Origin of the sequence: uncultured Dietzia sp. (assembly GCF_937873725.1) — a bacterium.
GTDB lineage: Bacteria > Actinomycetota > Actinomycetes > Mycobacteriales > Mycobacteriaceae > Dietzia.
Genome location: NZ_CALMYY010000029.1, coordinates 1 through 11034 on the forward strand (window position 1 = coordinate 1; position 11034 = coordinate 11034).

Annotated in this window: 10 protein-coding genes; all 10 read right to left on the minus strand. The window is 73.6% G+C overall.

Annotated elements, in window-relative coordinates:
* Positions 1-174: 174 nt before the first annotated feature.
* Positions 175-798, minus strand: a complete 624-nt coding sequence (locus Q0444_RS02005; protein ID WP_299020930.1) for a riboflavin synthase — start codon at positions 796-798, stop codon at positions 175-177.
* A gap of 42 nt (positions 799-840) precedes the next feature.
* Positions 841-1884, minus strand: a complete 1044-nt coding sequence (gene ribD, locus Q0444_RS02010; RefSeq protein ID WP_291085955.1) for a bifunctional diaminohydroxyphosphoribosylaminopyrimidine deaminase/5-amino-6-(5-phosphoribosylamino)uracil reductase RibD — start codon at positions 1882-1884, stop codon at positions 841-843.
* Positions 1881-2549, minus strand: coding sequence for a ribulose-phosphate 3-epimerase (gene rpe / locus Q0444_RS02015; RefSeq protein ID WP_299020932.1), 669 nt, complete (start codon positions 2547-2549; stop codon positions 1881-1883). Before rpe ends, ribD begins: the two co-directional genes overlap by 4 nt.
* Positions 2550-2618: 69 nt before the next feature.
* Positions 2619-3533 carry an alpha/beta hydrolase gene (locus Q0444_RS02020; RefSeq protein WP_299020935.1) on the minus strand — a complete coding sequence of 305 codons (915 nt, stop codon included), beginning with the start codon at positions 3531-3533 and terminating at the stop codon, positions 2619-2621.
* Positions 3526-4848 carry an RsmB/NOP family class I SAM-dependent RNA methyltransferase gene (locus Q0444_RS02025; RefSeq protein ID WP_299020947.1) on the minus strand — a complete coding sequence of 441 codons (1323 nt, stop codon included), beginning with the start codon at positions 4846-4848 and terminating at the stop codon, positions 3526-3528. The genes Q0444_RS02020 and Q0444_RS02025 overlap by 8 nt, the downstream gene beginning before the upstream one ends.
* A 215-nt stretch (positions 4849-5063) precedes the next feature.
* Positions 5064-5996: a methionyl-tRNA formyltransferase gene (fmt, locus tag Q0444_RS02030; RefSeq protein ID WP_299020937.1), complete on the minus strand. Its 933-nt coding sequence runs from the start codon at positions 5994-5996 to the stop codon at positions 5064-5066.
* A gap of 4 nt (positions 5997-6000) precedes the next feature.
* On the minus strand, positions 6001-6555 hold the full coding sequence (gene def / locus Q0444_RS02035; protein ID WP_291085937.1) for a peptide deformylase: 555 nt from the start codon (positions 6553-6555) through the stop codon (positions 6001-6003).
* Positions 6556-6638: 83 nt separating this feature from the next.
* Positions 6639-8684 carry a primosomal protein N' gene (locus Q0444_RS02040; protein WP_299020940.1) on the minus strand — a complete coding sequence of 682 codons (2046 nt, stop codon included), beginning with the start codon at positions 8682-8684 and terminating at the stop codon, positions 6639-6641.
* 45 nt (positions 8685-8729) lie between these two features.
* A complete protein-coding gene (gene metK / locus Q0444_RS02045) occupies positions 8730-9941 on the minus strand; it encodes a methionine adenosyltransferase (RefSeq protein ID WP_299020943.1) in 1212 nt (403 codons plus the stop codon).
* 40 nt (positions 9942-9981) lie between these two features.
* Positions 9982-11034 (minus strand): bifunctional phosphopantothenoylcysteine decarboxylase/phosphopantothenate--cysteine ligase CoaBC (gene coaBC / locus Q0444_RS02050; RefSeq protein ID WP_299020945.1); only part of this gene is annotated, 1053 nt, incomplete at its 5' end.

The following is an 11034-nucleotide window of genomic DNA, read 5'->3' on the forward strand; positions in this document are numbered from 1 at the left end:
AGGTCCCCCTCTTTCCCGCGGTCCTCGCTGACCCCCACGCCCCCGGCTCGGCCCGCCGCGATGTCGGCGATGGCGCGGTAAATGCCGTCGAAGGTGGTCACTGGTGCGGGTTCTCCTCAGTCCTCGAAGCCCGGGCGTCGGCCACGGGTGCGTCCCCAAGTATGGCGCATCCGGTCAGTCGGACCGGCCACCGCGTCCGCCGAGCAGGCGTTCGACGTATTTGGCCAGGACGTCGACCTCGAGATTGACCTGGTCGCCCGCGGCGAGTCCGCCGAGGATCGTGTCGGTGAGGGTGGTGGGGATGAGCGAGACCTCGAACCACGGATCCACCGCCTCGGGCTCGCTCACCGCGGACACGGTCAGGGAGGTGCCGGACACCGTGATCGAGCCCTTCTCCACCACGTAGCGGCTCAACTCGGCCGGCAGCGAGACCCGGACGACCTGCCAGTGCTCGTGCTCGGTGCGGCTGAGGATCGCGCCGGTGCCGTCGACGTGACCCTGGACGATGTGCCCGCCGAACCGCGCGTCGGCCCGCATGGCGCGCTCGAGGTTCACCGGGTCCGCCGGGCCCAGCGCCCCCAGCGCGGTGCGATCGAGGGTCTCGGCCATGACGTCGGCGTCGAAGTACTCGCCCGGCTCGATGCTGGTGACGGTCAGACACACGCCGTTGACGGAGATCGAGTCCCCGTGGCCCGCGTCGGAGGTGACCAGCGGGCCGCGGATCCGCAGGCGCGCGGAGTCCCCGTCCCTGTGGATCGAGTCGAGGGCTCCGAGCTCCTCGACGATTCCGGTGAACATCAGTGGCGTCCTCTCGTCAGTGCGGAAATGTAGTCCGCGCGGTCATGTGGTGCGCGCGGTCAGGCGTAGGTAGATGTCGGACCCCAGGTGGGCGGTCTCGCGGACCTCGAAGGCGTGGGCCCCGGCGAGGGTACTGACGCCGGCCCCCTCCACGGCGGACCGCCCGGCGCCCAGCACCAGCGGGGCGAGGTAGGCCTCGACCTCGTCGACCAGGTCGGCGGCGAGGAACGCGCCGGCCAGCCGGGGGCCGCCCTCGATCAGGACATGGTGGACGTCGCCGAGCAGGTCGAGCGCGGCGGCGGGGTCGCGGGTGGCCAGGTGCCGGAAGCGGCCGTCGGTGCCGCGGACGGCGGCGTCCGCCGGCACGTCGGTCAGCCCCATCACCGCCCGGAGGGGTTGCCGCGGGGCGGGGGTCCCGTCGTCCAGGCGGGCGGTGAGGGACGGGTCGTCGGCGCGCAGGGTCCCCGTGCCGACGACGAGGGCGTCGACCTCCTGCCGCCGGCCGTGGACGTGACGCCGTGAGGCGGGGCCGGTGATCCATCGACTCGTGCCGTCGGCCGCCGCCACCCGGCCGTCCAGGGTGGCCGCGTACTTCCAGGTGACCAGTGGTCGGCCCACGCGTTGACGGTGAAGCCACGCCCGCAGCGGGCCGTCCTGCGCGGCGGCCACCTCGTCGTCGTCGGCCGGGATCACCTCCACCCCCGCCCGCCGCAGCGTCTCGGCGCCCCCGGCGGCCACGGGATTCGGGTCCCCCACCGCGTAGACCACCCTCGCGACACCCGCGGCGAGCGCGCGCGCCGTGCAGGGGCCGGTCCGGCCGTGGTGGTCGCACGGTTCGAGCGTCACCAGCAGCGTCCCCCCGCGGCTGCGCTCCCCCGCCCGGTCCAGCGCGACGACCTCGGCGTGGCGGCCCCCCGGGGTCTCCGTGGCGCCGCGGCCCACCACCTCGCCCGCGCTGTCCAGCACCACGGCGCCGACCGGCGGATTGGGCGTGGACACCCCGAGCGCGGACGCCGAGAGCGCCGTCGCCTCGGCGAGGGCGTCGCGTTCCCGGGCCCGTCGGACGTCCGGACCGGTCCCGGTCATACCCGTGCGTCCGCGGCCCCCGCGCGCAGGGTCTCGATCATGGCGTCCGGGTCGGGCGCCCCGTAGACGGCGGATCCAGCGACGAAGACGTCGCAACCGGCCGCGGCGGACTCGCCGATCGTGCGGGCGTCGATGCCGCCGTCGATCTGGATCAGGACGTCGAGTCCGCGTCGGTCGATCTCGGCCCGCAACGTGCGGACCTTGTCGAGTACCTCCGGCATGAACGACTGGCCGCCGAAGCCGGGTTCCACGCTCATCACCAGGACCAGGTCCACGTGGTCGAGCAGGGCGAGGTACGGCTCCACGGGCGTGCCGGGCTTGATCGAGATCCCCGCCTTGCACCCCCTGGCGTGCAGCAGGTCGGCGACGCCCTTCGGATCGTCGGTGGCCTCCACGTGGAAGGTGACGTTGAACGCGCCGGCGTCCACGTAGTCGCCCACCCACCGTGCCGGGTCCTCGATCATCAGGTGGCAGTCCATCGGCTTGTCCGTGACCTTGCCGACCGCCGCCGCCACGGGTGCGCCGAAGGACAGGTTGGGGACGAAGTGACCGTCCATCACGTCGACGTGGATCCAGTCCGCGGCGGGGATCCGCTCGATCTCCCGGTCCAGGCGGGCGAAGTCGGCGGACAGGATCGACGGCGCGAGGGGCGGCTGGTACGACATGCCGCCCAGTCTGGGCGGGAGGGTCCGGGTGGCTTTCCGAGGGCGTGGACGGGGCCCGCGTCGGACTGCTCAGACGGCCGGACCCGCCAGCGAGAGGCAGAACTCCAGCTGGTCGGCGACGATGCGCTCGAAGTGCGGGTCGACGTAGGGGTCGAAGTGTTCGCACGGGTACTCCAGGTGCCGTCCACGCGGAATCCGCTCCGCGGCCCGACGCGCGGTCGCCGCGGGGGTGATGGCGTCCCGGGTGGCGATCTGCACCAGCGCGGGGCAGGTGATCCGCCGCGCGTGACGCATCGGCGAGTAGAAGCCGATCCGGACCAGGATCCGTGCCGCGACGTCGTCGGGGAAGTCGCTGCGGCGGAGTCCCGAGTCGGCCGCCAGTCGGTCCACCGCGGGATCGGCGTCCGGGCTCGTCATGACTGCCGCGTCCCCCGGTCGTCCGACCAGGGGCACGTACCGCGGTTCCCGACGCCGCACCGAGCGCCACAGGTCGTCGAGGATGGCCGGGGTGAGTCGGAGTGCCGCGGCGAGGCCCGTCGCCCGGACCGCGGCCGGGCCGCTGACGTGCGGGACCTGGGCGACGACGCCCGCGAGTCGCTCCCCCGTGCCGGCGAGGGTGAGGACGTGCCCTCCGGAGAAGGACGTGCCCCACGCGATGACGCGGTCCTGATCGACCCCGGGCAGCGTCCGGGTGAAGGCGAGCGCGGACCGCCAGTCGTCGAGTTGACGGCCGATGTCGAGGAGTTGCCGGGGCTGCCCGTCGCTGGCGCCGAAGTGGCGGTAGTCGAAGACCACCACGACGAAGCCCGCGTCCCGGAACCGCTCGGCGTACGCGGGGAGCCGCAGGTCCCGGATGCACCCGAAACCGTGTGCCATGACGATGGCCGGTGCCGGGGTCGTCGTGCCGGCTGCGGGTGTCTCCGGGCGGTAGATCCAGGCGGCACACCGGTCACCGTGCGAGACGAATTCGGCGTCTTCACGCATCGTCGCTCCTTCGTAGTGCTGCCATGAACATCGCGTCGGTGCCGTGCCGGTGCGGCCAGAGCTGCACCCACGGTCCGTCGCCCAGGCCCTCGATCGGTGTCCCGTCCGCCCCGGTCAGGAACTCGCGGACGTCGAGCAGCTCCACGTCCGGCCGCCGGGCGGCCTCACGGATCACCGACACCGTCTCGGACAGGTGCGGCGAGCAGGTGGTGTAGAGCACCACGCCCCCGGGTCGGACCAGCCGCAGGGCGGAGTCCAGGAGCGCGCGCTGCAGGACGACCAGGCCCTGGATGTCGGCGGCCGTCTTGCGCCACCGGGCCTCCGGACGACGACGAAGCGCCCCGAGACCCGAACACGGGGCGTCGACGAGTACACGGTCGAAGCCCGGCTCCAGACCGGGATCCCGGCCGTCGGCGGTGTGCACCTTCACCGGGAGGCCCTTGGTGGCCGCCCGCACCAGGTCGGTGCGGTGTTCGGAGATCTCGATCCCGGTCACGGTCGCGCCCTCGGACTCGGCCAGTGCGCCGAGCATCACGGCCTTGCCGCCGGGGCCGGCGCACAGGTCGAGCCACCGCCCGCCGTCCTCGCCGACGAGCGGCGCCCGGGACATCGCCACCGCGACGACCTGGCTGCCCTCGTCCTGCACGGTGGCGAGTCGGTCCTTGACCGGCTCCATCGTTCCGGGGTCGCCCGAGTCCAGGTGGACGGCATAAGGCGACAGCGTCCCTTCCGTACCGCCGGTGATCAGGGCGAGCTCCTCCGCCGAGATCTCACCGGGCCGCGCGGCCAGGTGCACCTTCGGGCGGGCGTCGTCGGCGGCCAGGAGCTCCGGCAGCTCCGCCGCATCGGCCCCGAGCGACTCCGCGAACGCCCGGGCGATCCACTCCGGGTGCGCGGTGCCGATGGCCAGGCGGGCGACGGGATCCGTCACACCCTCGCGGAGGATCGCCACCCACGCGTCGAGATCCTGCACGGCCACCTTGCGCAGCACGGCGTTGACGAACGCCCCGGCCCGGCCCAGATCCGCCGTGCGGGCGGCCTCCACGCTCGTGTCGACCGCCGCGTGCGCACCGATCCGGGTGTACAGCAGCTGGTAGGAGCCGAGCCGCACCAGGTCGAGGACCGGCGGATCGATCTCCTCGACCGGGCGGCCCGCGGCCTCGGCGATTATCCGGTCCAGCAACCCCTGTGCGCGCAGGGTGCCGTAGGTGAGCTCGGTGGCCAGAGCCGCGTCGCGGGTGTCGAGCCCGGCCCGGCGGAGTTCGGCCGGGAGCTGGAGGTTGGCGTAGGCCGCGCGCTCACGCACGGCCGTCATCACCGCGAGGGCCACCGACCTGGCGTCGGGGCGGGGCCGCGTCGAGGCCGCTGCGTCCTTCTGGCCCCCGCCGGACCGGCCGGTACGTGGTCTGCCGGCGCCGTGTCGACCTGCGCCCTGCCCGCCGCCCTGCCCGCCGGCCTGCCGGCCGGACCCCTGCCCGCCGCCCTGCCGGCCGGCACCGCGCGGGCCCCGGCCCTGTCCGCCTTCTGCGCTCATACGAATGCCGCCCCGTCCTCGAGTCGTGCGCCGCGCACCCAGTCGAGCGCGCTCATCATCTTCTTGCCGGGCGGTTGGAGCGTCTCCACCACGACGGGCGAGGTGGCCGTGCCCACGAGGACGCCACGCTTGTCCCACTCGATCCGCCCGGGACCGAGGTGGCGGGCGCCCTCATCGGCGGGCCGGACGGAGCCGATCTTGACCCTGCCGCCGTCGAGGGTCGTCCATGCGCCGGGCGCCGGTGTGACCGAACGGATGTGGCAGCACGCCGCCAGTGCCGGATCCGCCCAGCGGACCCGTGCGTCGTCGACGGTGATCTTGCCCGCGTGGGAGATCCCCTCCGCCGGTTGGGGCACCGCCCGCAGCTCCCCGGTCTCGAGCGCGTCCAGCGTGGCGACCAGGAGTCCCGCGCCGGCCACCGACAGCCTGCCGAGGAGGTCGCCGGCGGTGTCGCGAGGTCGGATGGCCTCGGTCATGGTCCCCAGGACGGGGCCGGTGTCCATGCCCTCGTCCAGCCGGAAGGTGGTGGCGCCGGTGACCGCGTCGCCGGCCTCGATGGCCGCGTTGACCGGTGCGGCGCCGCGCCACGCCGGCAGGAGGGAGAAGTGGAGGTTGATCCACCCGTGGGTGGGGATGTCCAGGACCGGCCGTGGGACCAGGTGCCCGTATGCCACCACGGGCACCGCATCGGGTGCGAGTTCGCGGAGCCGGTCCGCGAACTCCGGGTCGCGGGCACCGGGTGGGGTGAGGACCTCGATGCCTGCCGCGTCCGCCGCGGCCGCCACCGGGCTGCGCGACACGCTCCGGCCACGCCCGGACCTGGCGTCGGGGCGCGAGACCACGGCCACCACGTCGTGTCGGCCGCCGGCGAGGAGCGCCTCGAGCGAGGGCACGGCGGCCTCGGGCGTCCCTGCGAAGATCAGGCGCACGGGGTCACCTCACCGCCATGGCGTCGGCCGGGTGGTCGTGGATGACGCCCGCGCTGATGGCGGCGCGACCGAACCAGGTGGATGCGCGGATCCCGGCCATCGCCGAGCGCCGGCGCTCCGGGGCGAGCCGCTGCAGGAACAGGACCCCGTCGAGGTGGTCCGTCTCGTGCTGGACGGCGCGGGCGAGGATGCCCTCGGCCTCGAAGCTCACGGGGTCACCGTGCATGTCGACGCCGCTGGCGAGGACCCGCGCGTACCGCTCGGTCGGTTCGGACACCCCGGGTATCGAGAGGCAGCCCTCGGTGACGAGGGTCGTCTCGGTGCCGATCGGGTGCCATTCCGGGTTGACCAGGTGGCCCTCCCGTCCCCCACAGGTGTAGACGAACACCCGCGAGGACACCCCGATCTGCGGAGCCGCCAGGCCCGCACCGTCCTCGTGGCGGACGGTGTCCATGAGGTCCGCCACGACGCGGGCCACCCTGTCGTCGAAGGTCGTGACGGGGTCGGCGGGGGTCCTCAGGACGGGGTCGCCGAAGAGCCGGACGGGGTGGACGGCCATGCGGATCGGAACTCCTCGCGGGCGGGGGGCGTGTGACGCGCCCATTCTAGGTCGTCGCCGGGACCCGGCCCCCCATCGCCCGGTCAGCCGATATGGATCGGGTCGAGTCGGACCCGGACCGGGGCGGTGTGCCGTCGGCCCGACCGCCCCACGACCACCGCCCTCACCTCGGCGCACATCTGGTCGAGAAGCGGCGGAGGGATCCGCAACAGCACCCGCTCCGGGAGGTCGATCCCGTCCTGGCCGGGGAGCTCCTCGCCGGCCGGCAGATCGACCGGACCCAGCACCTCGACGCCGTCCGGGATCCGCAGTTCGGTGAGGACCTCCGCCAGGGCCGCGGCCGGTCCGTCCACCGCGATCATGTGGACGGCGGGCGGGAAGCGCACCTCGGTACGGTCGGCCAGTTCCCGGTCGGCCCACCCCTGCGGGTCCCAGCGCACGAGGGCCTGGGCCACCGGTGACTCCGAGTCCGCGGACAGGAACACGCGGCCCCCGTCCTCGGCCGGGCGGACCAGGGACGCGGCGCCCATCCAGAGCCGGAGCGCGGTCTGCACGGCCCGGAGGTCCGGCCGCCCGAGCAGGGCCCACGAGTCCAGCAGCAGCGCCGCGCCGTACCCGCCCTCCGCCACGGGCTCGGCACCGGGGGTCGACACGACGATGGCCGGGCTCGCAGGCACCGAGTCGAGCATCTCCCCTCCCCCGCTCGTCCGCACCCTGATCCCGGGGAACATCCGCCCGAGCTCCTCGGCCGTCCGTCCGGCACCCACGACGCCCGCCCGGAGCGACCGCGAGCCGCAGGCGACGCACCGGAAGCCCGAGTCGGGGGCCCCACACCACCCGCAGGCAAGGTCGACGGGGCCGTACACGGCGTCCATCCGGCCCGCGCGCAGGGGTCCGTTGCATCGCCGGCACCGCGCCGGGGTGCGGCACGACCCGCACAGCAACGTGGGGATGTAGCCCTTCCTCGGCACCTGGACCAGGACGGGGGCGTCCACGTCGATCGCCTCGCGGGCCATCGTCAGCGCCACGGCCGGCAGGCGGGTGCGGCCTCCGGCGACGTCCCGCGCCTGGGTGGGGTCGGCGTCGGTCACCGCGACGACGCGCGGCGCGAGGGCCCGGAACACACCGGGCAGGGGCCGGATCTCGTGGGCCCAGCCCGAGCGGACGTACTCCGCCACCTCCGGGGTGCGATCCACGGAGGAGAGCAGGAGCGGGGTGCCGTCCGTCTCGGAGCGCAGGGCGGCGACCTCCCTGGTGTGCGGGTAGGGGGCGCGGGGTTCGACAAAGGACTCGTCCCCGTCGTCGTGCAGCACGAGCAGACCGGGTTCGGGCAGTGGCGTGAACACGGCGCTGCGGGTCCCCACCACGATGCGCGCGTGGCCGCGGACCGCGCGCAACCACCGCCTGTAGCGGGCGGAGGGTCCGACCCCTGCGGACAGGTCGGCCACCAGGTCCCGTCCGGCGGTCCCCCCTCCGACCACCTCGCGGCACGCCGAAGTGAGCCGGTCGACATCCCGCTGGTCCGGCACGATGAGCAGCACCTGCAGCCCCCGGCGCCGCACCGAGTCCGCGAGGGTGGCCAGGGCGTGCGCCCAGTCCCGACCCGGCGGGACCGTCCACACGGCCCGGGCCGGCACCCCCGCGGCCGTCGCCTCGAGGAACCTCGCCGCCATGGGATGGTCGGCCCACCCGTCGGGCATCTCCACCGGCCCGGCGGTGACGCCCCGCGGGGGCTGCGCCTCGGGGACCGACTTCTCCGCGGCGGCGTGTCGGGGCGGGATGGCCAATCTCAGGACGTCCGAGCGCGTGCCCACCCAGCGACGGGCCACGAGCTCGACCAGCCGGAGCAGGTCGGGAGTGAGAACCTGTTCGGTGGAGACGACGCGCTCCAGCCAGGACAGCTCGCCCCGGTGGTCCGTCCCCGAGGCCCGCTCCACCAGGAAACCGTCGACGAGCCGGCCTGCGAACCGCACGCGCACGCGGGTCCCGGGCCTCGCCTGCTCGGACAGCGACTCCGGGACCAGGTAGTCGAACTCGCGGTCCAGGTGCGGCACACCGAGCAACGGCAGGACCCGGGCCACGGGGGCGACTGCCGCCGGGACCCGGGTCACCGGGTGCGTTGTGGTCACGGCCTCGGATCCTCGCACCCCGCTACGACATCCGGGGGTCGGACGTCAGAGCCCGGCGGCCTTCTTCAGGTCCTCGACCCGATCAATCCGCTCCCAGGGCAGCTCGATGTCGGTCCGGCCGAAGTGCCCGTACGCGGCCGTGGCGGCGTAGATGGGGCGCTTGAGGTCCAGGTCGCGGATGATCGCGCCCGGACGCAGATCGAACACCTCCGACACCGCCCGCTGCAGCACCGCGATGTCGACCTTCTCGGTGCCGAACGCCTCGACGAACAGCCCCACCGGAGCGGCCTTGCCGATCGCGTACGCGACCTGGACCTCGACACGGTCCGCCAGCTTGGCGGCGACGATGTTCTTGGCCACCCACCGCATGGCGTACGCGGCCGAACGGTCCACCTTGGACGGGTCCTTGCCGGAGAAGGCGCCGCCGCCGTGGCGGGCCATGCCGCCGTAGGTGTCGACGATGATCTTGCGACCGGTCAGCCCGGCGTCGCCCATCGGGCCGCCCAGGACGAAACTTCCCGTCGGGTTGACCAGGAGCCGGAGCGACGCGGTGTCGATCCCGCCCGCCGCCTCGGCCAGCACCGGGTCGATGACGTGCTCGGTCAGATCGTCACGCAGTGTGGTCTCGATGTCGATCCCCTCCGCGTGCTGGGTCGAGATGACGATCGTGTCCAACCGGACCGCCTTGTCACCGTCGTACTCGATGGTGACCTGGGTCTTTCCGTCCGGGCGGAGGTAGGGCAGGGTCCCGTCCTTGCGGACCTCGGTGAGTCGACGAGACAGGCGGTGCGCCAGTGCGATCGGCAACGGCATCAGTTCGTCGGTGTCCGAGCAGGCGTAGCCGAACATGAGGCCCTGGTCGCCTGCGCCCTGGCTGGCGATGGCGTCCTCGGCGGAACCGTCCCCGGTGCGGGCCTCGTGCGAGGTTTCCACACCCTGGGCGATCTCCGGGGACTGCTGGCCGATCGAGATCGACACGCCGCAGGAGACGCCGTCGAAGCCCTTGTCCGAGGAGTCGTAGCCGATCTTGACGATCGTGTCGCGGATGAGCTGCGGGATCTCCACGTAGCCGCTCGTCCTGACCTCGCCGGCCACGTGGACCTGACCGGTGGTGACCATGGTCTCCACCGCGACGCGGGCGTCCGGATCCTGCGCCAGCATCGCATCGAGGATGGAGTCGGAGATCGCGTCACAGATCTTGTCCGGATGGCCCTCGGTCACGGACTCGCTGGTGAACAGCCGGAGTGCCTGCGTCACAGTGGTTCTCTCTTCCATGGTGGGATCGCGTGGGAACAGACTAGTCGGTGCGGTCCGCGGCGCTCACGCCGGAGGGTCGGCTCCACATCGCCGCCACCGCGTCGAGGATCCGACCGGCCAGGACGTCCTTGCTCGCCCTGTCCACCAGCACCTCGCCGCCCGAGGAGTCGAGGATCCACCCGCCGTTGACGTCCTCGCCGAAGGTGGTGCCGCGTCCGACCTCGTTGACCACCAGGAGGTCGCACCCCTTCCGGGCGAGCTTGGCCCTGCCGTGTTCGAGGACGGTGCCGGAGGAGTCGCCCGTCTCGGCGGCGAACCCGACGAGCACGCAGTCGGCCGGGACGTCTCCGGACCCGCGGGCGGCGACCAGGTCGGCGAGGATGTCGGGGTTGCGCACCAGCCGGATCCCGGTCGGCTCCGACCCGCTGTCCTTCTTGAGCTTGGAGTCCGCCACGTCGGCCGGCCGGAAATCGGCGACGGCGGCGGCCTTGATCACGACGTCCGCGTGGGCCGCTGCGCGCAGCGTCCGCTCACGCATTTCCAGCGCCGACTCGATGTGCACGGCCTCGACCGCGGGTGGAGTCGGCAGATCGGAGGACGTCACCAGCGTCACGCGGGCCCCCCGGGCGGCGGCCACCGCGGCGATCGCGTGACCCTGCTTGCCCGAACTGCGGTTGCCGAGGAAGCGAACGGGGTCGATCTCCTCGCGCGTGCCGCCGGAGGTGACGACGACGGTCTTCCCGGCGAGGTCCCACGGCAGTGATCCCCCGTCGAGCAGGAGTCGGGCCAGCCGGGCGATGTCGGCAGGCTCCGGAAGTCGTCCGGCGCCGGTGTCCGCCCCCGTGAGCCGGCCCCACGCCGGCGGCATGACGTGGATGCCGTCCCCCCGGAGGGTGTCGACGTTGCGTCGGGTCGCGGGGTGCTCCCACATCTCCGTGTGCATGGCCGGGGCGAGGAGCACCGGGCAGCGGGCGGTGAGGAGCGTGGACGTGAGGAGGTCGTCGGCCCGACCACTCGCCGCGCGGGCGAGCAGGTCCGCGGTGGCGGGGGCGACGACGACGAGGTCCGCCCGTTGCCCGAGGGCGACGTGGCG

What these genes read in the sequence shown, in the direction of transcription:
- rpe (WP_299020932.1), bottom strand. Translation starts at nt 2,549, where the DNA reads ATGTCGTACCAGCCGCCCCTCGCGCCGTCGATCCTGTCCGCCGACTTC.
- Q0444_RS02020 (WP_299020935.1), bottom strand. Translation starts at nt 3,533, where the DNA reads ATGCGTGAAGACGCCGAATTCGTCTCGCACGGTGACCGGTGTGCCGCC.
- def (WP_291085937.1), bottom strand. Translation starts at nt 6,555, where the DNA reads ATGGCCGTCCACCCCGTCCGGCTCTTCGGCGACCCCGTCCTGAGGACC.
- Q0444_RS02005 (WP_299020930.1), bottom strand. Translation starts at nt 798, where the DNA reads ATGTTCACCGGAATCGTCGAGGAGCTCGGAGCCCTCGACTCGATCCAC.
- ribD (WP_291085955.1), bottom strand. Translation starts at nt 1,884, where the DNA reads ATGACCGGGACCGGTCCGGACGTCCGACGGGCCCGGGAACGCGACGCC.
- Q0444_RS02025 (WP_299020947.1), bottom strand. Translation starts at nt 4,848, where the DNA reads ATGACGGCCGTGCGTGAGCGCGCGGCCTACGCCAACCTCCAGCTCCCG.